Consider the following 21,586-nt stretch of genomic DNA (forward strand, 5'->3'; position numbering starts at 1 on the left):
ACTGAGTAAGTCCATGTCGATCACTCCGATGCCTCCTGACTGTCAGCCAGGGGCTAGGAAAACATGGGTCAATTCTCAGTGAAAACTTATAACCCTCCCGGGTCACTTCTCAGTGCAACTCAACACCCAGCCCAACTCATCCCGAATCGCCTGCCTTCAGGGTGTGCGGGCTGCAGACGTCGTCGTTCTTATTCTCGGCCCCGACTACGGCTTCGTTCCGGCCGGATCGGCCATATCCGCCACTCATCAGGAGTATCGTGAGGCGCGGGGAACGACGCCGATCCTGGCATTCATCCAGCAGGGTATCGATGCCCAGCCGGAGCAGCGCGCCTTCATCGATGAAGTGCAGGCGTGGGAGGGCGGCCTCTTCCGACGCGGCTTCAACGATGTCACGGATCTCCACGAAGCCATTACGCAATCGCTCCACGACTACATCGTCGCGACCGCGACAGGACCCGTCGATCAGGAAGATCTTATCACAAAGGCGACAGCCCTCATCCCCGCAGAAAGGCAGAACCAGCACTCGGCGACCATTCTAGAGCTGGCGATCGTAGGTGGCCCCGTTCAGCAGATACTCCGCCCGATCGAGATAGAGAACCCCGCGCTCGGCGAGGAGGTGCAGCAGCAGGCGCTGTTTGGCGAAAACCGCCTTCTCGATCGCACGAAAGGTAGTGTCGTCGGCCTTGATGGCTCCGACCTCGTGATCCGGCAAGACCGGGGCGGATCGATCCGGCTGACCGAGAAGGGAGCAGTCGCTTTCCGCCTCCCGCTCGAAGATACCGAAGCGAATGACAGGATGAGCGGATTCAGTGGGTTGCTGATCATCGAGGAGATCGTGCGGGAGAGGCTTCAATCGGCGTTGGGATACGCCGCCGCCACGTTAGAGCGCATAGATTCCACCCAGCGGCTGACGCACCTCGGTGTTGCAGTATTCATCTCCGGTAGCGAATACCGCACGTGGAAGACCCGCGCCCAGCAGTCGTCGATGGGCGGTTGCTTCCATATGGGGATGGGGCAGTCGGAGCGGATCCCGATCTCCACGGTCATTCGCCGAGCCGCGCTTCGCATGGATCGGACCCCGCTAATCGAAGACCTCCTCGTGCCGCTGCGCAGACAGTTTTCAGAGCGATAGGTCATGGGCAGGCCAAAGGAGCGGATCGCAGGAGACTTGCTGGCTTCTGATAGACGCTGGACGGCCTCAAAACCCTGTCATCCCCCTACGAAGTCGCTGACGGGCAATTGAAAAAACGGTATGCTGTCGTTGAATTGCGCGTCACGGGACGCATCGGGAGGTGTGAGCTATGACTGAACGCAGCGTCAGATTCGATATGGGCGACTACCGATGGGTTCCCCATCGCGAGAGTGTCGGCTTCATCGGCACCACGGAGCATGGCGCAGTGGAGTTCCTGATAACGGCTGACGCGATCACCGAGCTTCTGAACCCCGAGCTCGATGGCATAGATCCGGATACTGCACTCGAAGCGTTCATAGAATTCGAAGCGGACATCCATCGCATCGCGCAGCGTGAGTTCGTGAAGCGGCTCGGAGGCGAGCCGCCGATACTCATCACGTCTGCGGACGTCGTGTCCTAGGCAGGGCCGCGCTCACCCAGATCGCGCTTCACCCGATAGACGGCTTCGCGCACCTCGTGTTCCGCCCGCCGTTCCCTGCCTTCCTCGCCACCCCAAGCATACGGCGGATCGTCAGCCATGCCGCGCCCGCCTGACGAAAGCCTCAGCTTCGGAAACCACGTCGAGCCAGCGACGATGCTCGTCCCGGGCGTCGCTAGGGCGCCATGCGCCAGCTCCCCCTCCTCACACCTAGCATCCACCCGGGTCGGCAGGTCGTCGATCTCGATATGAAGGCGATTGGAAGGGAAGCCCGGGAGAGTATCCGCCTCGCCACCTCCACCCGTGCCTCTTCGGTATCCCGCAGACGCGGGGCATGTCGTGGCAGCTTCGCCGCACGCAGCAACGCGCTGAGCCACTTTCCGTCCCACGACGGCGCACTGGCGAAGAGCGTGTGCCCCGACAGACGCTCCTCCATCCGGCTTGCGACCTCGTTATGCGAGGCGCCATTCCTCTCCAGCATGTCACGTGGAATACGGTGGACGGCCTACGCCTCGGCATGCCAGTCCGTCCACTGCTGCGCGGGACGGATCAGATGGGATTCGCAGATCCCATCCTCGAACACCCAGGCGACCTCGATCGGCTGGCTGAGCTTTGCGAGGGACGAGGCCTCGAAGTCGAGAGATACGGACATGGGGTCGGAAACGATCGGAAGGGAGATAGGCTTCATCTTCTATCCTGGGGCAGGACCCGAAGCGCGAATGCGATCGCAGCGGACAAGCCGTCCGGTCCGACGCTGTGATCCACCCCCGGAGACGCATGGGTCCGCACCGGAACGCCTGCTGCGGCCAGCGCCGACGAGGCCGTGTTCATCGAGCGGAACGGCACGACGTCGTCCTCGGTGCCATGGATCAGGAGGACGGGTGGCCGACTCCGCACGTCCGCTGGCAGCCGCTCAGGCGCCACGAGCATACCGGAGATGCCGATGATGCCGGCCACGGGCTCTGGTCTGCGCAACCCAACGTGAAGGGACAGCATTGTCCCCTGGCTGAAGCCTACCAGCAGCAGCCGGTCGCTACCGAGCCCCGCCGCGGCCAGCTCCCGCGATATGAAGTCGTCAAGGACGGGCGCGGCCGCCGATGCCCCAGCGGCACGTTCGGCCATTGAGGATGTCTCGATCGGCTACCACTGGTGCGCGGCCGCCATGTAGGGCAGCTGCGAAGGCGCATTCGGCGCGACGAACGCGGCATCGGGTAGCGCCGGCCGCACCATCTCGGCCAGCGCGATGAGGTCGTCGCCGTTCGAGCCGTATCCGTGCACGAGGACGACCAAGGCGTCAGGCGGGGATTCCGAGAGCGCGGGGAGACGTGGGCCATCGAGCAAAAGGCGGTTCCTTTCAGTTCATCGGTCACCCAACAGCCTGCGGCCCTTAGCTGAGAGGCTGCGAAAGGTGATGGACCAGCGGGTTTCTTCCATGGGGGCGATCCCGTGCTCCCATTCGTCGCGCACTGGGCCGCTGAGCGAATACAGAGACCGGGCGTCGAGTGGAACCCGGTGGCGATCGAAGCCGCCAGACCTTCGCAGCCGGGGTCGGAGATCGGCGGGTGCCCCAAGCGAGATTCCAACGACATCGCCGAAGATCGGCCGGTCACGATGCCATCCGATGCCGGTCCCGGGATCGTACCGAAGGAGCAGTGCCTGCACGAGGTCGCCTTCCTCCAGGCCAGTCGCCTCAGCCGCGCCCCGCCGTACGTCGAGAAGCCAGTCTGGCATCGGAGGCGCCACGGCAACTTGGGCCGTCTCGAAGTCATAGGACCAGCCGAAGGAGTAGGTCAGCCGCTTTCCGAGCCAACCCTGGAAACGGAACGGCGCCAGCGGTAACGCGTCGATGGCCGCTATCAACGCCCCCTCATCCGCCAAACCGATGATTTCGGGATGGTATGATAGGCCCGCGGGAACTGACGGGGCCGCTGCCGACAGGTCGAAGAGGTCTAGCTGTTGTACCACCTTCATATAGGTGAGTTTCGGAATGGGACCAGCGGGCAGGTCCTGCGTTGTGATCGAATGGCAAAGCGTCCACTCAAGGTCTTCTGCACCACCGCCGGCTTCCAGGACGCCTACGTAGCAACAACCAGCCAGAAGGCGGCGCTGGAGGCATGGGGTGCGCGCTCGAACCTATTCGCCAACGGTGTCGCCGAAATCGTGACCGATCCCAAGCTCGCCGAAGCCGCACTCGCGGAGCCCGGCAAGGTTATCCGGGCGCCGCGCGGCACGACGGCCCAGCACCTCGCCGCTGCCGCCAGGTCAGAGAAGCCCTCGACCAGAAGAAGACCGAAGGAAGGGCGGGTCAAAGCGAACGGTGGGAGCCGAATGCGCGCGCAGCCGAAACCCAAACCCAGTCGGGCCAAGCTCAACAAGGTCGTCGCGGCACTGGAGGATCAGCGGAGAGCATTCGAGGCCGAATTGTCGGAAATCGGCCGCCGGATAAGCGAGCTGCGCAGGCAGCGCGACGACTGCCGGGCGAAGCGGGACGCCGAACTGACTAAACTTGAGCAGTGACGCGTCCACGAGGAGAAGGCTTACATGTCCGACCTCGCGGAATGGAACGGCTAGTCCCGACCTTTCGCAGTCGAAAGTCTCTACAATCCATCGTCATCATGCTCCTGCAGATTGTTATGGAATGCCGAATTGCCATGAGGCACTGTCGATGAAACCACAGGAGTTTCAGCAGTGGCTTTCGAAGGCTTGGACGATCAGTCGCAAAAGATCGAGCATCTCCAGAAGGTCGTGGGGACAATCGAGACCCACATCGCGAAGATCGGGTTCGCCCCCGCCGACGCCGAGAGTGTCAAAGAGGCCATCACGCAGATGGAAAGAGCGGTAGACCAATGGGTAAGGGGACACGACGGCGACGCTACTGTCGGACCGTTCGTCGACCACCTCAAGAACACCTATCGCAAGGCGATATTTGAGCAGGCCGCCGCCGGGCACACGACATGTTCGCCTGTCACCCCAACCGCCGCTTCATCGCGGACCGTCTGACTTCCGCATTTCGGTTGGGACGGCTGACTTGGCCGCGAACGCAAGAGGAACCTTGCCGACTATGGCGACGCTACCGCGACAGGACAGGATGTGCATCGAGGAATTGCTGGGCATGTCCTCAGGCTACGTCATGGACCTCACAAATAGAGAGTTTGGCGCCATCGTGCGCGAAGAACTCGAGATCGACGTCGAGGATGCAAGCTACGCCGTACGCGGAACCTCGAAGGCCAACCGCCTCCGCTGCATCATCGAGACCGCCGAACCCGGTTCCGCAGCACAGCTCCTCCGAGCTCTTTGGGATCATCGGGAGCAGCGCGGATGGACGCCGGGAGAGATGGTCGAACCGAGGCCAAGTGTCGTGCGCCAGCGGTTCATGGAGGTGGTCGAGCGGCTAGAGCGACAAGCCAACCTCTCCGACACCGACGCCCTGTTCGCCTTCGCGGAGAACGCGACGCTGGACCAACTGATCGAGGCGATCCAGCGCGACGTCGCAGCCGGACGCCATGCCGCAGCCCTCGACCGACTCCATACCTACTGCATGAAGCGGTTCACTAACCTCCTCGATCAGGCGGGTCTACCTAACGTGCGGGAGGAACCGCTCCAGAGCAGGGTTGGAAAATACGTGAAGTGGCTGATTGAGACCAGCGATCCCCGGCCCATGACTCAACAGATACTCAAGAACGGCATGGGCATCCTCCAGCAGTTCAACGACATCCGCAACAACCGCTCCTTCGCTCATGACAACGATCTCATCGACGCGCACGAAGCCCGACTCATCTTCGACACCGTGGTCGCGATCCTGCGTTTCCTCGAGCCGCGCGCGGACACGGCTCGCAAATGACGACCCCCGTCAGGTCGCGGGCACTAGCATGTTCCCCTGGCGGGCGAGACGGCCGGCATCGACCTCGGCATCCACCGCTTCGAGGATGACCCCCTTCACCTGCGCGCTCGTTGATCTGATACCCAGGGCGCGGGAGACGGCCTGAACCACCTGATCGGCGGTAGCCCCGAAATTCTCCCGGACGATCCGGGTGGCGGCCGCGCGCATCTCGGACGGCGGCAGCATTTCCGCCTTTCGCAAGGTCGGCGATCGAGTGGAGCTGCGGTCGCGCACGGCCGGCTCGCGTCCAGGAACGTCGAGGAACTCGCCCTCCGCCACGATCCGTTGCATCGTGAAGGACATCTGTATCGCGCGCTCGATTGCCGACTGGATACGGGCACCAGCGCGTTTGAGGCCCCAGGCATCCCGGATCCGGTCGATCACCTCGTCGATGTGGACAGGCCCTTCCGTCGCGACGACCTGCTCGGCGAGTTCGGACAGGATGCCCGTCGGCGTGTCATGCAGTTCCTCAAACCGGTGCGTGGGACGGGTGACGACCGCTTCGACGTAGACATTTTCGTCTGAGGGGACCGGGGCAGCGGCCCTTTCCAGACCGATTTCCGTCACGTCCTCGCGCTCGACGGTGACCACATCGATCGGCACCGCGCGGTGATGCCGCTTCTCGACGGCGGCGTCATGCTCGGCCTTGGCCGCCTCAATGCGGGCGACCGCCAACTCCACCTGCTCGTTTGGTCTCTGGAACCAATCCGTGCTCCAGATGCGATGGATGCTCCACCCGTGGCTTTCCAGCACCGATTGCCGGAGACGGTCGCGGTCACGTGCGGAACGGGCGTCGTGATAGGACGCACCGTCGCACTCGATGCCGATGAGATACCGCCCCGGCCGCTCCTCGTCGGCGACCGCCAGGTCAATGAAGAAGCCAGCAAGGCCCACTTGGCGATGCACCTGGTAGCCACGCGCCTGCAATGCCTTTGCGACCTGCTCCTCGAACACGCTGTCGTGATCGCGCCCAGTGCTCTCCGCGATCGTCAGGCGGCCGGTTCGTGCGTAATGCAGGAACATGCGGAAGGCGAAGACGCCTTTGCGGCTCGCGGCGAAGTCGGGGTCTATGTCCTCGTCCGTCATCGAGGAGAACACCTCGCACCGCTGCTTCGCACGGCTGATGAGAACGTTGAGCCGGCGCTCGCCGCCTTCGGTCCCCAATGGTCCGAAGCGCATCGGAACGCGGCCACCCGCCACCGTCGGGCCGTAGCCGACGGAGATGAAGATCACGTCGCGCTCGTCGCCCTGTACGTTCTCCAGGTTCTTCACGAAGAAGGGCTCCGCCGGATGGGCGCCCTGGAAGAAGCCATCCAACTCAGGCGGCAGATCCCGCCGCAGCAGTTCTAGCTGGTCGAGGATCGCCCGGCGCTGGGCGGCCGAGAAGGCAGCGACACCCAGCGACAGGTTGGGATGTTCGCGGGCGTGCGCGACGATCGCCTCCGCCACCCTCATGGCCTCGACCTGATTAGTGCGCGTCCCGCCTGCGTCGAAGATCCCCTCCGGTATGCGATGGAAACGAAGTCCCATGCCCGCCTCGGCCGTGTAGGGGCTCGGCACGATGAACAGCTTGCTCTCGTAGAACTGCCGGTTGCTGACAGCAATCAGCGACTCGTGCTTGCTGCGATAGTGCCACCGGAGCATCCGTGTCGGCAGTCCGCGCGCGGTGAAGAGGCCGAGGATGCTTTCGATGTCGGCCACACGGGTGCCGTCATCCTCTTCCTCGTCCGACCCGGCGCCCGTCATCTTGGCGAAGAAGGCCGTCGGCGGCAATTGCTTGGGATCTCCGACCACCACAACCTGCTTCGCGCGAGCGATCGCGCCCAACGCATCCACCGGCTGGATCTGGCTGGCCTCGTCCATCACCAGCAGGTCGAAGTCGAACGCACCGGGCGTCAGGAACTGGGCGACGGAGAGCGGGCTCATCATCAGAACGGGCTTCAGCGCCTGGACTGCCGGTCCCGCCTTCTCCATGAGACGGCGGATAGGCATGTGACCGCGCCGCTTCTGCATCTCCCCGCGCAGAATGCCGAGCGGACCTACCGATCCGCCGTCGCGCGGCGGAACCGCCTTATGATGGGCCCTCACGACCTCGACGCCCGCAGCGGCGATGCGCTGGCGGTCCATCTCCGCGAACTCGCGGGCAAGCCGACCGTGCATCGTGCCGTCGAACCGGCCGAGATCGGGCTCGATCCGCACCTGATCTGCGTATACCGCCTCGAAATAGGCCATCTCAAAGGCAGGTATGAGCTGAACTGTCGACAGGCCGCCATCCCGCAGCCGACCCACTATGTCTCCACAGCCGAGCTCGGTCGCCTTCTCCGCCCGGCCTCGATATGCGACCCAGCTGGAAAGACGCTCTCCGCTGGAAGCCCATAGCTGGAAACGGTCTGACAGGAGGGGGATACGCACGTCGACAAACGCCGCCTCGCCAACCGCCTCGACCGCATCCAGTTCCAAGTCCGCTTGGATCCGATTAACGTCCTCGCTGAGGCCGCGCACGTTTGCCTCGATGACCTCACCGCGGGCAGCTGGCTCGGCCCGGTCCGTCAGGCGACTGGCCAGCATGCGGATGTCTTCGTTCGACCTGATCCAGCCGGCGGCGCGCGAAAGACGCGTCCAGTCCGAGGCGGGGCCGCGCCATCCGTCGTCGAATGCAAGATGTCCTAGGCTCTCCCCCGCTACCAACCGTCCGGCGAGCTCCTGCCCGTTAACGATCCGGTTCAACAGACTCCGGCGCTCATTGAGCGTGGAGCGCACCGAGCGCATCACCGCCGCAGTGGTCCGGTCGGCGCCTGCGATGCTGGCCGTCTTAGCCAGTGCGGCGTTCAGATCCGCCCGATCGGCTGCAGCCGTCTCGCCGAACACGACACCCCATGCGCTCCCCAGCACGTCACGCAGTTCGAAGAGCGTCCTCGACGCCTCGTCCAGTTCCGGGGCGACGGCATTGATCTCGAACGAGACGAGGTCGGCATCCGGCTTTTGCGCCGCGATCATCCTGGGCTCTGCGCCCAGGCCCTTGAGGGACCGCATCCATTCGACGATCGCGACCAGCGGTGCCGAAGCGGTTCTGGCGCCACGCCAATGGTCACCGAAGGCGACCCTGCCAAGCGCGTCGTCGGACTCGATCTCGCGCCGTGCGGCCTGCCCCGACGCCAGCGCATCGAGCTGGCCCAGCGTGTCCTCGAGCGGCTGGTCAGGGCTCGCCAAGAAGGAGCGCACGAGCCGATTGGCGCGACGCCATTCCCCACTGAATATCCGGAAGAAGCCCGTTCCGTGCGATGCAAGCGTCGCGCGCGCCGCCGAGAGATCCGCCTCCCATGCGCCGTCGAGCAGTCCACCCCGCGTACGCTCCTGCGCGTCCTCCAGCTTGGCCACCGTTGACGCCAGGTCCCCCGCGCGTTCGACGCCAGTCTCCCACAGGTCGGCCGCGAAGACCTCTGCGTTCGCTTCGGGCGCAACCGCCACCCTCTCCGACACGTCCACGAGACGGCGGATGTCCACCAACGTGGCGGGAGCCTGCCGGCCAACTGCGCGAGCCAGCGCGGACGTGGCAGCCAGAAGCGTCGGAAGGCGCTTGGCGACGTCGGCCACCAGCGCGAACGCCTCCGCGTCGAACTCGCCGGGCAGCGGAGACAACGTGTCCCTCGCCTCTGCGAAGTCCGTCGTCCAGGCATCATCCAGGAAGGCGTCACCCAGCTCCTCGCGCACTGCCGCGTGGCGCGCGCCGACATCCAGCAGCGCGGAGATGTCAGTGGAGTGATCCGACCAGGCATGGCTCGATAGAGCGGCCGAGGTGAGATCTGGCGCGGTTGCCACGCGTCGGGCCAATTCGACCAACCGCGCAATCTCGGCAAGACGGGTCGCCGGCTCCGCTTGAAGCGTCTCGGCCAGTCCGTGTTGCGCCACATCGAGGCCGATTAGCCTTTCGAGGACGCCCGCTAGCCGTGCGATGAGACGCTCCACGTCCATCGGTAGGATCGCAGCGAGGCCGACCCCGCGCCACGGATGCTCGGCCGGGACGCCGATGGCATCGACCCGCTCCGCCAGCTCGGCTAGAACTGAGCGACGGTCCGTGAATTCGTCAGCGCTCCAGGACGTCGCGCCTTCGAGCCGCACGTCATTGGGACGCTCGCCGTCCAGCCGAAGCCTGATGAGCTGCCCTATGGTCTGAAACGGAGTCAGCCCGGCCGCAGGATGTCGCCGGTGCATCCGGTCGGCATGTCCGTTCAGCTGGTCCCTGGCCTCGAGAAGGCGCGCGTTCAGCGTGCCCGGCTCCTGGCCGCGGGGCGCTCCCAGCTCCCAGGTCCGACGGAGCTCGTCGAGCACCGCGCGCTTGTTCGCCTTGTTGCTGTGCAGCTCGAGGCACGCGTCGCCCACACCCGTCGCGTCGAGACGGCGCTTCACGACCTCCAGCGCGGCCATCTTCTCCGCGACGAACAACACGGTCTTTCCGTCCGCCACCGCCGACGCAACGATGTTCGCGATCGTCTGGCTCTTGCCGGTGCCAGGCGGTCCCTGAACCACCATGTCCCGCCCCTGCCGGACCTCGTGCACCACCAGTGCCTGCGAACTGTCGCTGTCGACGATGTGGAGCATCTCCGCCGGCGGGATGAAGCCGTCGATCTTGGCATCCTCAGGGATCATGCCGTCGCCGCCCTCGAAGCCTTCCGCGAGCAGCCCGCGGATCAGCGGCCGCTCGTTGATCAGGGCCCCCGACGGCCAGCTCGCGGGATCGAGGTCACGATACATGAGGAACTTCGCGAACGAGAAGAAGCCGAGCGTCACATCGTCGGCGATCACCTCCCAACCCTGCTTCGAAGTGACAGCGTCGGCTACTCCGCTGACGTAGCCCTCGAAGTCGAACCCGTCTGTTGCCTCGAAAGCGGGAAGCCGGATCCCGTGGACGCGATCGAGATATGCTTCGAGCGAAAGATTAGCAGCGAAGTCCTCCTGCCGACCTCGGAGCTTGAACTTCTCGCCGGCGTTGCCCCGCTCAAGTGAGACCGGGACAAGCAGCAGCGGCGCGTAGCGCACGTTGGCGGCGTTCTGCGGATCGATCCACTTGAGCGCGCCGAGAGCCAGATACAGGATGTTGACGCCCTGCTCCTCTTCGAGCGTCCGGGCATCGTAGAAGAGCTCGAGCAGCCGCTTCTGCAGCCCCTTCGACGTCAGACGGGTCTGAAGTCGGGTATCGACGTGCCGGGCTGCTCGCCCCTGCTCGTCCACCTCGTCGTCGGGCTGCGCCAGGTTCGCAACTTCGTCCGGTTCCTCCTCGCCCTCGGCGACATCCTCGGGCGACAGGCGCCCCGCCAGAAATGTGAAGACCTTGCCCTCCCCGACCAGCAGTCGGAAGATCTCCGCGCTCTTCTCATCGACGACCTGCACGGCTTTCGCGCTCTTCCCGGAGCGTGGCATGTTGAGAAGCCGATTTCTGGCGGAAAGGTCAAGCAGTTCCATCCTCGCCCGGTCGAGCTTGTCATCAACCGGCAAATCGCTCTGGAATACCGAAGTCTGTTCGCCAGTTTCACCTGCAGCGCGAGTCGCCACTTGAAGTCCCCCTATCGCAACTCCCTGATTGGTGACCCAATTGTGTCATCGTTGTCCAGTGCGGCAACAAATGACTTTTGCAGTCACATATAGCACTTCGGTTCATTTCGGACCGGATTTGCCCTTCAAGACACAGCCTGAACTACATGCTCATCGACAGGCGATCGAAAAGCGCCTTAGCATGTGGTGTAAGTTCGTCCTTACACCGTCCTACGACCCAGCTCGTTCATGGATGTCTTGACGCGCGCGAAGGCGCCGGTTGTCGATGGGACATGGGGTGGTGCCGCAGGAGACGGACCAGTCAATCTGATCGACAGGAGAGATGTCGCGGACGTTGCGCGGATCGCGCTTCTCCAGGAGCGGTTCGCCTCCTCTCAACGGGCATATCATCTTACCGGACCGGGATCCGTGACCATGCCACAAGTCGCAGGCGAGCTATCGCATCTCCTTGGGCGCGCCGTCACCTACCATCATCGCACGACATTTGATCACCGCGTACACCTGATGAAAGCCGGTTCGAGCGAAATGGTCGCGGAACTGCTGCTTGAACTCGATCTAATATTCAAGGAGGGCATCCTGTCCGAGACCACCGCCACTGTCGGCGAGCTGCTCGGGAGACCCGCACGGTCGGTGTCCGCATGGCTGAGCGAGAACCTCCAAGATTTTACCCGGTAGTTGACGCTAAACATCACAAATCTACCTCTCAGGTGCAAACGTTCAGCTATTCTAACGGCTGCCGACCAAAATACGCCGTTTGTTGGTCAATCCTCCAACATCAGCCCTCGCTAGGAACCGACGTCCAGTGTTTTCCCGACGGCCATCGGTACGCGCCCGAACGTGGCCATCAGCCGACTGATGAGTTACGGGTTAGCGTCGCGGCACCATCCCCCAGCAGATGCTGACGCTCTCGCTGCGCAGCTTCGAACGCCAAGGCTGGTCACCCCCACCGTTAAAGCTAAAGGATGCGCGCGCTCGCTTCGAGGCCGCCAAGTGCTAAGCGGGCACTATCGAACCCATCGACTTCGAGCCAACCGATGCTATTGATATCAACCAATTACGGAGTTCATCCCGTTATGACGACGGCAAAGCAGATCATCGCCGCACTAGCGAGTGATTGGCGCCTGAGCGGGGTCTTCGCCGGCTCGATCGAGCGATCCAATATCAGCGTTGCGTTTCTCCTGAGTCCGATGCTCGGTCGGGACTGGGAGCAGGACGTCACGGGTGTCGTCATCCCACTTGGCTGGTACATCACCAGGAAGTCCATTTTGGCAGGATCAGGCTTGTTTGAATTCTGCATCGAGCCAACCTCCCAGGAGCCGGTCACCCCCGGCGTCTATGTCTATCACGCGAGCCCTCGCGAGCATCGCGGACTGATCGAGGCCCAAGGCCTGACCGTCAGCGCCTCGAGCACGACTTGGACGAACCGCCGCTATCTTACGCCCCGCGTTCACGTCGCGGGTTCGCTTGAAGGCGCGTTGACCTACATCGAGAGCCGCGCCACAGGAATTGCGGCCCTAGAAGGGATCACTCGGATCGGCGCGAAAGTGCTGCAATCGTGGGACGTCCAGAAAGTGCGCACCGGAACCGAGACCTACTATCGCGACGCGGAAATGGGCGGCAGCCTGTGGTGCGAGACGGCCATCCCGCCCGACCGGGTACATCGCCAACCCGCAATTTTGATCAGACTGGCGGTCGAATTGAAACTGCTGAAGAAGAGGTGGGCGCTGAAATGACAGAGCCGATCCCTGGTCTGGCTGCCAGAGCCTCTGCACGACTCCGGCTGTTGTCGGCGAAGGTGGTCGATCGTCGTCCGCTGGGTGCGGATAGCATTGACTTCGAACTCGCCTGGCTGGCGGATCCAGACGCGTTGGAGGCAATCGACGTCGACCTCGGCAACATGGTAGATCGCGATAGTCGCGTCATCTACCAGTTGGTCGCGGATGAACCGACTTCATATGCTGGTTTGCGAGATGCGTTTGGCGCGAGGCCAATGGAGAACTCAAAAGGGAAGCCGTTGCGATACAGTCGCATGATGGCGCCCGCCGATCCGTGCGCGCTCTACGTCGGATCAAGCGCGAGCTTCCGATCGCGTATCGGTCAGCACGTCGGCCGCATAGGCGGTGCGGGCACTTACTCGATGCGGCTGGGTCTCTGGGCGACGGCGGTGCCGGCGAACATCACCCTAAGATTCTGGTTGTATGACCCGGATATTAATCTGATCGAGCTTGAGGCGCTCGAGCAGGAGCTATGGGACAGCTGCACACCATTGCTTGGGAAGCGTAGTGGAAGGTAAGACCGGACGGCAACGCCTCACACCTTGAAACCTCGGTCCAAAAGGACTGCATGACACTCACCGACCGCCGCCTATTTCCACTATCCGGCGACCAGCCGACTCTCTGGACGTCCTCTCTACGGCTAGGCGGTAGGGTTTTAGTACAGTGTAGCCGGATGACGACCGCAAAGGACTAGGTTGCCAGTGGTTCGGCGACCACCCATACATTCATCCTGTAGCCTGCTGCATCGAAAAGAGGGAACGTAGGGAATGACGGAAATGCTCGGTCGGCTGCTCGGCGGCGACCTCTATGCCGTCTTATCGCTCGCGACGAACGCGGAGCTCGATCCGCTGGTGAAGATCATCACCGCGAAGCTCACGAACTTTCTTGACGTGAAAGACGAATACAAGCGCTATCAGCCTAACCATCGAAACTATCATACCCTGATCGGCGACGAGCTGCGGCTCTACGGCGGCAACTCGCTGATGAACCTAGGTCGCGGTGTCGAGGGGCCATCCTACGATGAGATCGTGGCCAATGTCTGCTGGAAGCTGAGCGTGCCTTACGAGAAGGGTCGGACTGTTGAGAACGAGGCGAACCTTCTCGACATCTTCTTAGAGCAGCGATGGCGCACGCTTAATCCGGCGGAGCGGGATCTGCTCGCTGGTGCAGCTAGGGAGGCTGCTCTCGGGAAGACCTCCGAGAAGGCATGGTATGCGCGGAGTGGGGCGGCCGCTCTCGCGACCACCCTGTTTACTGGCCCTGGTTCGGCAGTCCTCGGCATCAGCTTGCTGGACCCGAGCTACAAGGTGACCGTGCCGTGTGTCCTTCACGTCGCGTTCCTTCGCCGCAAGTTCCTCGAGGAAGGGCGAGCTGGCGCGGACGAGGCCAAACGACCGTCGACAGGCGAGATTCGCGTGGAACCGGTCGATAAGTCCGACGAAGCCTCCACAACCTCGCTCGAGTTGCACGACGACGGGGGCGTGCGACTGCTTACGATCCGCGACGTTCCCAACATGGGCGGCCGACAATGGAGCAGAATAGGAGACGCGGATGACGCTGGCGTCGGTCGGCTTAATTCCCTCGTGCAGGCGGTCCCGGCTTTGGGGACCGCCGCGGAGATCGCGGGCGCTACGGGGACGCGATACATGGAAGTCGTCTGCAACGGCGATTTGATGAAAGCCGCGAAGGGCGGCGGCTATCGCGCGATGTCGAGGAGCGGGACGAAAATTACGGAGCACGCAAACCTGTTCGGTGCCGACAAGCTGTCCTTGGTCGTCAACGCGACCGCGCTGATGAACGTGGCGTCCGTAGCTCTGGCGCAGAAGCATTTGGCTGACATCAGCGAAAAGCTATCGGCACTGAAGAAGGAAGTCGACAGCGTGGCCGACTTCCAGGTCGCTGGGCGGAAGGCGATCCTGACGAGTTCCATCCGCTATTTCGAGCAGATTGCCCCTGCCGTGCTGGCCGGCGAGCGTTCGGGCGGTTTAGCTTCCCGGATAGAGGATTGCGAAGCGAAACTCCTGGAGGTGCAGGACCATCTGGCTCACGATTTCGCTAAAGCGATCAAAGAATTGCAGGATCTGAAGGACGGCAGCTGGTTCAGCTCGTCCGAATACGTGGACGCAATTGAGAGGCAGCAACACCAGCTCAACGATCTGTCGGAGCAGCAAATAATGTGCCTCAGGGCTCGCGCGCTCGGTTGGCAGCTACTGTGTGAGTTCCCCGACGGAGAAATCACGAAGCGCCGCCGCCGCGACGACATCTTGGCCTCGCTTGACGAACTGACGGCGTCGGGTGACCGACTTCGCCGCATGGATGCAGCCCTTCGCGAGAAGCTCCGAAACGCGTCGTCCCTGTGGTCAGCGAGCGCGATGAACAGTCGCAAGCTAGGCATCATGCGAACCGGCGACAAGTTTCTTACGAAACTGGCCGAGGAGGGCGGCCGGATTATGGAGGGAATAAAAGAGAGCGAGGAAGATCGGTCAGCGTTGCAGCGTCCTTTCAGGATGCGGCTGATGATCGAGGACGGTAGAGTCTCGGCGGTCCAGCCGCTAGAGGTTGCGGCCCTGGCCTGATTGAAACGCCCCGGTTTTGCCGGAGGCTATTCGGTTCAAATAATGCCTCCATGATCGCCGATCATCATTGCGACAAGTGGGTGGTGCTGTGCAAATGTGATTGCCATTGGTCGTTTAGGGAGAGCCCGTTAAGAACTCTGGCCTAATGCGAAACCGCCAGACAATATATGAACCCGACTGAGATCACATTTTGATCAACGATTTACGAGAAGCCCGCCATTCCGCTGGGTGGTCCCAGAGGACCTTGGCAAATCGGATTGGCTTAGATGTTCAGTAAGCGTGGTCAGAAGGCCGCCTTGTCGATTTCGCAACAGCCGAGATGCCTGTGGGTTTTGATGCAGGGCCATTGCACCACCGTTCCTATTTGGTTGACGCACGAGCGGGCAACGACGATCGTACTTAGATGCTCAGCACTCATCCAAACGCGGAGACACTGCGGGACCGCATCTCAATTGCCGCTCTCATTGGTGAAACGGTCCACCTTGTACGCTGTGGCGACGAACTTCGTGGTCAATGCACGGCTCATCAGGACCGCGAGCGAGGCTTGCTCGTTTACGATGCAAAGGGACTGTACCACTGCTTTGCCTGCGGTCGGCGAGGAGATGTGGTGCAGTGGACCCGGGAGACCGCTCGATGCAACGAAGAGGCGGCGATAGCGATTCTTATTCGGCGCGCCGAACTTGATAAACCGGACAACTGACCCCGCCTAAGCAGGCACGTCATTTGGCGTTCGCGGGCTCGATGCCCTGACCTGATAGATATTGGAGACATCCCCGCGCTGCCCCACGCTCGCAAGCAGCGGAGACAGGTCCTCCAGCCGCTGGGCAATGACGTGGATGACCTCGCCCTCCTTTTGGACCTGACCGCGCAGCCCCATCATGCGGGCGCCCAAGACGATGCGCCGGTTGTAGCCGCGGCCGATCATGCCGTTGATGAGCTTGTCGCGGAAGTACGACACGCCGCCTGTGAGTTTGAATGTGGCCATTGCACGGCGGAGCAAATCCGCCTCGGATGGCGTGAATCCAGCACTGTGGATCGGCGTGCAAAAGGGACCCTGTTAGAGGGGTGATCGGCGTCTAAAAGGGACCCCTCATTCTGATGGTGTAGTTGACCGCCTGGTTATTCAGGTGGTGAGATCGGGATGTTGGTGGTGGAGACGGTCGTTCGGATTAGGCGGGAACACGCGAGCGGGAAGGCGATCAAGGCGATTGCGCGCGATCTGCGGTTATCCCGCAAGGTGGTGCGCAAGGCGATCCGGGCACCAGAAGGCGCATTCGATTATCGCCGCACGGTTCAACCGCTGCCTCGGCTTGGGCCGTTCCAGGAGCGGCTCGATACGCTGCTGACGGAGAATGAGGCCCGGCACCGGCGCGATCGGCTGCGGATGACGCGGATCCATGATCTGCTGTGCCGTGAGGGGTTCGAGGGCTCCTATGATGCGGTCCGGCGCTATGCCCAGCGCTGGAGGGAAGCGCGTCGCAAGGATGCGGGCGACGGCGCGCCAGCCTTCATCCCGCTCATGTTCAAGCCTGGCGAGGCATACCAGTTTGACTGGAGCCACGAGGATGTGGAGATCGCGGGTAAGCCGATGCGAGTGAAGGTGGCGCATATGCGGCTGTGCGCGTCACGGGCAGTCTACGTCCGGGCCTATCCGCGCGAGACGCAGGAGATGGTGTTTGATGCCCATGCTCGCGGGTTTGCGTTCTTTGGCGGCGTTCCCCTGCGCGGCATCTACGATAACATGAAGACCGCGGTCACCGCCGTGTTCGCTGGCAAGGAGCGCGTGTTCAACCGCCGGTTCCTGGTTATGGCCGATCATTATATGGTGGAGCCGACCGCCTGCTCTCCGGCGGCGGGATGGGAGAAGGGGCAGGTCGAGAACCAGGTCCAGACCATCCGGGGACGCTTCTTCCAGCCCCGCCTGCGCTTTGCCAGCATCGAAGAGCTCAACGGATGGCTGGAGGCTGAGTGTCTTCGCTGGGCCGCAACGCACGCGCATCCCGAGCAGAAGGAGCTGTCCGTGGCCGAGGCGCTGGACCTCGAACGGCCTGCCTTGCAGCCGATGTTGGCACCCTTCGACGGCTTCCACGAGACCGCCCATGCCGTGACCGGCACCTGCCTGATCAGCTTCGACCGCAACCGCTACTCGGTCATGGCCAAGGCGGCGCGGCGGGCTGTCCAGGTCCGGGCCTATGCCGACCGCATCATTGTTCGCCTGGGCGACGATGTAATCGCCGAGCATGCCCGGCACTTCGGCCGCGACCGGACGATCTATGATCCCTGGCACTACCTGCCCGTTCTGGCCAACAAGCCTGGTGCCTTGCGGAACGGGGCGCCCTTCCAGGGCTGGGACCTGCCACCGGCATTGGCGCGATTGCGGCGCAAGCTGGGCGGCGGTGACGAAGCCGATCGTCGCTTCGTGCGCGTGCTGGCAGCCGTAATGCCCGATGGCCTGGAAGCGGTCGAGGCCGCGATCCGGGAGGCGCTTGATAGCGGTGCCGTCAGCGACGAGGTAATCCTCAACATCCTGGCCCGATACCGGGACCCGCCACCCGAGTGCCCCCTGGACGTGGTCGTTGATCTCAAGCTCAGTCACCCGCCGATCGCGGACTGCGCGCGCTACGATACGGTGCGAGACCTCCATGCAGCGGCATGAGATGATCGAGGCGATGCGCGCTCTCGGCCTCAAGGGCATGGCAGGGGCCTTCGACGAGGCGGTTACCACCGGGCTGCAGCGCAAGCGCACGACCCACGAGATCCTGACCGACCTGCTGCGTGCCGAAGCCGCGCATCGTCATGCCGCCTCGATCCGCTACCGCATGACCGCGGCCAAGCTGCCTGTAATCAAGGACCTCGATGCCTTCGTCTTCGAGGGCAGCCCGATCAACGAAGGACTCGTTCGTTCGCTGCACGCCGGCTCGTTCCTGCCAGGGCGGCGCAATATCGTGCTCATCGGCGGCACAGGGACGGGCAAGACCCACCTGGCTATCGCGATCACCGCCAGCGTCGTGCGTGCCGGTGCCCGTGGGCGCTACTTCAACACCGTCGACCTCGTCACCCGGCTCGAGGAGGAAGCCCGCATCGGAAAGGCCGGCACCATCGCTGCCCAGCTCGGCAGACTCGATCTCGTGGTGCTGGATGAACTGGGCTATCTGCCGTTCGCCCGATCCGGCGGGCAGCTCTTGTTCCACCTGATCAGCAAGCTCTACGAACAGACCTCTGTCATCATCACCACCAACCTCGCCTTCGGCGAGTGGCCCACCGTGTTCGGCGACCCGAAGATGACCACCGCGCTGCTCGACCGCATCACCCACCATTGCGACATCGTCGAGACCGGCAACGACAGCTGGCGCTTCAAAAACCGCAGCTGACCCGATCAGAAAACCGACTTCGCGCTGCTGACGCCTCCGGTCGGGCTACGCCCTCCCTACGCCGCCAGCAGCGCGAAACCAGCGCCCAACATCGATCAATCTATGCAACACCAAGGGGGTCCCTTTTGCGCGCCGATAGGGGGTCCCGATTGAACGCCGATTGACAGGTGAAGGTCGAACGCCGCGTGCCCATGCTCCCGTTCAGCCGCGAGGTCCGACGACTCGAGTGGCTCAAACGAAGCCTGACCGTCTATCGCCTCGCGTTCGGACAACCGCGTCAGGAAGACCTGCTGGAGTATCTTCACAGCCTCATGGGAACCGCCATGGCGGCAGAAGATCTCGCCGACCTGCAAATCCGGCTCCAACCGTGACGTCGCGCCGCTCAGTCGCCTTCAACGGCAAGTGCCTTGCAGCGCTCCCCGACCAAGGCGATCACCTTCTCCTGCGCTGTCTTGGCGGCCTCAGCCTCGGCCGCGAAGGCAGGTAGCTGAAGCCCCTGCGCCCGGTCGGCCACACGCGCGGTCAAGTCCGCAATCGCAGTCTCGGCATCTCCGGCGGATACGCCGATTGTCCGCGCCAGCGCGAGGAAGTCCTGGGGCGTCAGACGGTCATCCTTGCCGTTGAGCTTGAGCGCCATGCGATCGCCCCCCAAACCCGGGAAGACGCGCGTGGTGACGGCGTCGTAGAGCGGCGCGAAGCGCACGCTCGTGAAGGCCTTGGCATCCACCTCGGCGACTTTGAGCACAGCGAGGTTCTTGAGATGCATATCGCCATCGGCGATGAGCCAGGCGAACACGGCCCGGCGGAACAGGATATCGAGATCGCTGGCCGGATCGGTCGACAGCGGTCGTAGGCCGCGCGCCATCCGCTCGATCGTTCCGTCGTATTTGGCGGATGCTGGAAGGTCCAAAATGGAGCAAAAGTCCTCCATCGCCAGACGCCGCTGATCCGCTGGCGCGCGACGAATATCGAACCGCTCGACGACCAGTGCAGGCGACATGCCGTCGGGCATCTCCAGCAGCGCGGCGTCGGGCACATCGAACCCGGCCGAGCGGCCAAGCTCCAGGCAAAGCCACTCGACGACCGGTAACATCTCGAAGCCCGCCGTGCCGGCGGGCTTGAGGATATGGGTGAACGGCTGATCGATGGCCGGAACGAGGGCGCCATCAGGCATCAGGCTCATCGGCGCCTTGATCTGGACGCCCGACAGGCGCGGCGTTTCCGCGCGCGCGAAGATGCGCGCCAGGTTCTGCTCGAAGGTCTCCTCGATCTCGCCCCGGGCCGGACCGGCGTAGCGGCCCGTGAAGCGACCGGTGTCGATGTATCCAGCCAGTGTTGTCGTGAGAATGTCAGCAGGCAGCGCCGCCAGTTCTTCTCGACCCTCGACGATGACGATGTTCGACATATATCGCCGTCCGCGCCGGAGCGCCTCGCGTTCATCGCGTTCGTGGAGAACCTGCGCCAGCCAGCCCTCAGGAAGCAGCGATTCAATGAAGGCCGGCAGCTTGCCCGGCGTGGTTTCGCGCACGAGGGCCGGTCCCGCTCGACGCCCCGGCTTCCAGCGCCATTCAAATCCATCGTGGGTCAGCCGGCCGAGCGGCTCACCGTGCCAGGCGACGAGGAGATCGAGCGCTGCCTTGTTGACCGGCGCCTTGGCAACGCCCGGCTGAGCTAGCAGAAAGCGTTCGGCACCTTCGCCTTCGCGATACCATTCGTTCTCGCGCGCCAGCACCCAGACGGCGTCGGCTGCGGCTTGGGGCGTCCCATGTTCCTCCACCAGACGCGCCGCCATCTGCGCGCGCATGTCGGCGGTAGCCGCGCTCGCATGTTCGCTGCGCAGGCGGAACGCTTCGAGAAAGCGCTGGCGCGGCGATGAGGCGTCGACGCGCAATTCGCCCAGGTCGTCGCCAATGACCGCCATCGCCGTCGATGGATGCTTCGGCGCTTCGTTCTGGATGATCTCAAGCGTCCGCAACCGCGTGCGCTGGTTGCGGCGGCCGCTGATGAACAGCCGCCCGTCGGGCGTCGGGGCGAGCAGCGCCGCACTCGCCGACGACAGATAGGCGTTGGGATAGAGATAGTGCGCAATCCGGACCGCATGACCGAGGATCGTCGCCTCGATATCCCCTTGGTGATCGACGTAAACCCCGCGGACGAGTTGGATCAACTCACCGGCCTTCGCGCGCTGATGCGCGCGCTTGGCGTCAATTGTCTCACCGACCAAATGAAGAGCCATAGGATTATCTCGCGTCTCAGATGCGCGTTAATCCCACCATCCGGTTTCGCGTGCAAGAATTATCTCTCATCTGAGATGCGAGATAATCCGACGTGTAGAGCTATTGGCGCGCGCCGACCCTGAATGATCGGCGCGATCCAGAACAGTCATGCCGCGAACGGCGCGCAGCCAGCCCTATGACGACTGGCCTAGCGGGCTCCGAGCGGGTTCGCCGATCCCCGCCACGGGCCTTGATCCGTCTCTCGCGGCGGCTTCTCCGATGGTCGCAGCGTTTCTGGGTCCCGGTCCCCAAGCTTACGTTGACAAGGCGTTATCGATTGATCGCGCGAGATGGCCTGCATGATGGCTCGCAAATTCCCAGAAACTCCGGACGCCGCCCCGACAGAGATCCCTCGATCTCGGGCTTCGCGAGCTAGCGCTCGCTAAGGCCGGAATCAAAAAGAATACCAGAATGGCTTTTCAATAGAATGCCTGAGACTGGTTATACAATATCTCTTTCCAACGGTATTTTCCGGACAAATCTCGCGACGCATTTATTTCGGATGGCCGCAGATAGTGCCAATCAGGAGTCGACAGCCATTACCAAGT

General features: G+C 63.1%; 19 protein-coding genes and 1 pseudogene. 13 read left to right on the forward strand and 7 right to left on the reverse strand.

What is annotated here, in order from left to right; all coding sequences use genetic code 11:
* Positions 1–112 precede the first annotated feature (112 nt).
* Positions 113–1,132 carry a DUF4062 domain-containing protein gene (locus tag WA070_RS00200; protein WP_422632224.1) on the forward strand — a complete coding sequence of 340 codons (1,020 nt, stop codon included), beginning with the start codon at positions 113–115 and terminating at the stop codon, positions 1,130–1,132.
* A gap of 169 nt (positions 1,133–1,301) precedes the next feature.
* Entirely contained in the window at positions 1,302–1,592 is a 291-nt protein-coding gene (locus WA070_RS00205) for a hypothetical protein (RefSeq protein WP_422632225.1), read from the forward strand.
* Here the strand turns inward: WA070_RS00205 and WA070_RS00210 are convergent.
* The 4 genes and pseudogenes from WA070_RS00210 to WA070_RS00225 form a co-directional block, all read right to left on the reverse strand.
* Positions 1,589–1,711 carry a hypothetical protein gene (locus tag WA070_RS00210; protein WP_422632226.1) on the reverse strand — a complete coding sequence of 41 codons (123 nt, stop codon included), beginning with the start codon at positions 1,709–1,711 and terminating at the stop codon, positions 1,589–1,591. The two genes, WA070_RS00205 and WA070_RS00210, sit on opposite strands and share 4 nt — an antisense overlap.
* 404 nt (positions 1,712–2,115) lie before the next feature.
* The gene (locus WA070_RS00215) at positions 2,116–2,298 is read right to left on the reverse strand and encodes a hypothetical protein (protein WP_422632227.1); all 183 of its coding nucleotides are present in this window, start codon (positions 2,296–2,298) and stop codon (positions 2,116–2,118) included.
* Positions 2,295–2,951, reverse strand: a pseudogene (locus WA070_RS00220) (alpha/beta hydrolase). The gene WA070_RS00215 and the pseudogene WA070_RS00220 overlap by 4 nt, the downstream one beginning before the upstream one ends.
* An 18-nt stretch (positions 2,952–2,969) precedes the next feature.
* A complete protein-coding gene (locus WA070_RS00225) occupies positions 2,970–3,581 on the reverse strand; it encodes an alpha-ketoglutarate-dependent dioxygenase AlkB (protein WP_422632228.1) in 612 nt (203 codons plus the stop codon).
* 51 nt (positions 3,582–3,632) lie between these two features.
* On the opposite strand from WA070_RS00225, the gene WA070_RS00230 reads away from it, so the two are divergent.
* The 3 genes from WA070_RS00230 (at position 3,633) to WA070_RS00240 (ending at position 5,451) form a co-directional block, all read left to right on the forward strand.
* On the forward strand, positions 3,633–4,127 hold the full coding sequence (locus tag WA070_RS00230) for a hypothetical protein (RefSeq protein WP_422632229.1): 495 nt from the start codon (positions 3,633–3,635) through the stop codon (positions 4,125–4,127).
* A gap of 171 nt (positions 4,128–4,298) precedes the next feature.
* Positions 4,299–4,610: a hypothetical protein gene (locus WA070_RS00235; RefSeq protein WP_422632230.1), complete on the forward strand. Its 312-nt coding sequence runs from the start codon at positions 4,299–4,301 to the stop codon at positions 4,608–4,610.
* A 61-nt stretch (positions 4,611–4,671) separates the two neighbouring features.
* Positions 4,672–5,451 (forward strand): abortive infection family protein, encoded by a 780-nt coding sequence (locus WA070_RS00240; RefSeq protein WP_422632231.1) that lies wholly within the window; start codon positions 4,672–4,674, stop codon positions 5,449–5,451.
* A 9-nt stretch (positions 5,452–5,460) separates the two neighbouring features.
* On the opposite strand, the gene WA070_RS00245 is transcribed toward WA070_RS00240, so the two are convergent.
* Positions 5,461–10,950 carry a DUF3320 domain-containing protein gene (locus tag WA070_RS00245; RefSeq protein ID WP_422632232.1) on the reverse strand — a complete coding sequence of 1,830 codons (5,490 nt, stop codon included), beginning with the start codon at positions 10,948–10,950 and terminating at the stop codon, positions 5,461–5,463.
* A 504-nt stretch (positions 10,951–11,454) separates the two neighbouring features.
* Here WA070_RS00245 and WA070_RS00250 point away from each other — a divergent pair.
* The 5 genes from WA070_RS00250 (at position 11,455) to WA070_RS00270 (ending at position 16,091) form a co-directional block, all read left to right on the forward strand.
* Positions 11,455–11,715 (forward strand): hypothetical protein, encoded by a 261-nt coding sequence (locus WA070_RS00250; RefSeq protein WP_422632233.1) that lies wholly within the window; start codon positions 11,455–11,457, stop codon positions 11,713–11,715.
* Between the two features lie 398 nt (positions 11,716–12,113).
* Positions 12,114–12,773, forward strand: a complete 660-nt coding sequence (locus WA070_RS00255; protein ID WP_422632234.1) for a hypothetical protein — start codon at positions 12,114–12,116, stop codon at positions 12,771–12,773.
* A 50-nt stretch (positions 12,774–12,823) separates the two neighbouring features.
* Positions 12,824–13,333: a hypothetical protein gene (locus WA070_RS00260; protein ID WP_422632235.1), complete on the forward strand. Its 510-nt coding sequence runs from the start codon at positions 12,824–12,826 to the stop codon at positions 13,331–13,333.
* A gap of 249 nt (positions 13,334–13,582) precedes the next feature.
* Positions 13,583–15,391: a hypothetical protein gene (locus WA070_RS00265; RefSeq protein WP_422632236.1), complete on the forward strand. Its 1,809-nt coding sequence runs from the start codon at positions 13,583–13,585 to the stop codon at positions 15,389–15,391.
* A gap of 403 nt (positions 15,392–15,794) precedes the next feature.
* Positions 15,795–16,091: a CHC2 zinc finger domain-containing protein gene (locus tag WA070_RS00270; RefSeq protein ID WP_422632237.1), complete on the forward strand. Its 297-nt coding sequence runs from the start codon at positions 15,795–15,797 to the stop codon at positions 16,089–16,091.
* Positions 16,092–16,097: 6 nt separating this feature from the next.
* On the opposite strand, the gene WA070_RS00275 is transcribed toward WA070_RS00270, so the two are convergent.
* Positions 16,098–16,376, reverse strand: a complete 279-nt coding sequence (locus tag WA070_RS00275) for a hypothetical protein (protein ID WP_422632238.1) — start codon at positions 16,374–16,376, stop codon at positions 16,098–16,100.
* Positions 16,377–16,532: 156 nt separating this feature from the next.
* On the opposite strand from WA070_RS00275, the gene istA reads away from it, so the two are divergent.
* From istA to WA070_RS00290, 3 genes are all read left to right on the forward strand, one after another.
* A complete protein-coding gene (istA, locus tag WA070_RS00280; RefSeq protein ID WP_185885804.1) occupies positions 16,533–18,047 on the forward strand; it encodes an IS21 family transposase in 1,515 nt (504 codons plus the stop codon).
* The gene (gene istB / locus WA070_RS00285; RefSeq protein WP_422632239.1) at positions 18,034–18,762 is read left to right on the forward strand and encodes an IS21-like element helper ATPase IstB; all 729 of its coding nucleotides are present in this window, start codon (positions 18,034–18,036) and stop codon (positions 18,760–18,762) included. Before istA ends, istB begins: the two co-directional genes overlap by 14 nt.
* Positions 18,763–18,929: 167 nt before the next feature.
* Positions 18,930–19,133, forward strand: coding sequence for a hypothetical protein (locus WA070_RS00290; RefSeq protein WP_422632240.1), 204 nt, complete (start codon positions 18,930–18,932; stop codon positions 19,131–19,133).
* A gap of 11 nt (positions 19,134–19,144) precedes the next feature.
* Here the strand turns inward: WA070_RS00290 and WA070_RS00295 are convergent, their stop codons facing one another.
* Positions 19,145–20,998, reverse strand: a complete 1,854-nt coding sequence (locus tag WA070_RS00295) for a type II toxin-antitoxin system HipA family toxin (protein ID WP_066489062.1) — start codon at positions 20,996–20,998, stop codon at positions 19,145–19,147.
* Positions 20,999–21,586 lie beyond the last annotated feature (588 nt).

Origin of the sequence: Sphingobium sp. (genome assembly GCF_049304695.1) — a bacterium.
Taxonomy (GTDB): domain Bacteria; phylum Pseudomonadota; class Alphaproteobacteria; order Sphingomonadales; family Sphingomonadaceae; genus Sphingobium.

What these genes read in the sequence shown, in the direction of transcription:
- WA070_RS00205 (WP_422632225.1), top strand. Translation starts at nt 1,302, where the DNA reads ATGACTGAACGCAGCGTCAGATTCGATATGGGCGACTACCGATGGGTT.
- WA070_RS00210 (WP_422632226.1), bottom strand. Translation starts at nt 1,711, where the DNA reads ATGGCTGACGATCCGCCGTATGCTTGGGGTGGCGAGGAAGGCAGGGAA.
- WA070_RS00215 (WP_422632227.1), bottom strand. Translation starts at nt 2,298, where the DNA reads ATGAAGCCTATCTCCCTTCCGATCGTTTCCGACCCCATGTCCGTATCT.
- WA070_RS00225 (WP_422632228.1), bottom strand. Translation starts at nt 3,581, where the DNA reads ATGAAGGTGGTACAACAGCTAGACCTCTTCGACCTGTCGGCAGCGGCC.
- WA070_RS00230 (WP_422632229.1), top strand. Translation starts at nt 3,633, where the DNA reads ATGGCAAAGCGTCCACTCAAGGTCTTCTGCACCACCGCCGGCTTCCAG.
- WA070_RS00240 (WP_422632231.1), top strand. Translation starts at nt 4,672, where the DNA reads ATGGCGACGCTACCGCGACAGGACAGGATGTGCATCGAGGAATTGCTG.
- WA070_RS00245 (WP_422632232.1), bottom strand. Translation starts at nt 10,950, where the DNA reads ATGGAACTGCTTGACCTTTCCGCCAGAAATCGGCTTCTCAACATGCCA.
- WA070_RS00250 (WP_422632233.1), top strand. Translation starts at nt 11,455, where the DNA reads ATGCCACAAGTCGCAGGCGAGCTATCGCATCTCCTTGGGCGCGCCGTC.
- WA070_RS00255 (WP_422632234.1), top strand. Translation starts at nt 12,114, where the DNA reads ATGACGACGGCAAAGCAGATCATCGCCGCACTAGCGAGTGATTGGCGC.
- WA070_RS00265 (WP_422632236.1), top strand. Translation starts at nt 13,583, where the DNA reads ATGACGGAAATGCTCGGTCGGCTGCTCGGCGGCGACCTCTATGCCGTC.
- WA070_RS00270 (WP_422632237.1), top strand. Translation starts at nt 15,795, where the DNA reads ATGCTCAGCACTCATCCAAACGCGGAGACACTGCGGGACCGCATCTCA.
- WA070_RS00275 (WP_422632238.1), bottom strand. Translation starts at nt 16,376, where the DNA reads ATGGCCACATTCAAACTCACAGGCGGCGTGTCGTACTTCCGCGACAAG.
- istA (WP_185885804.1), top strand. Translation starts at nt 16,533, where the DNA reads ATGTTGGTGGTGGAGACGGTCGTTCGGATTAGGCGGGAACACGCGAGC.
- istB (WP_422632239.1), top strand. Translation starts at nt 18,034, where the DNA reads ATGCAGCGGCATGAGATGATCGAGGCGATGCGCGCTCTCGGCCTCAAG.
- WA070_RS00295 (WP_066489062.1), bottom strand. Translation starts at nt 20,998, where the DNA reads ATGGCTCTTCATTTGGTCGGTGAGACAATTGACGCCAAGCGCGCGCAT.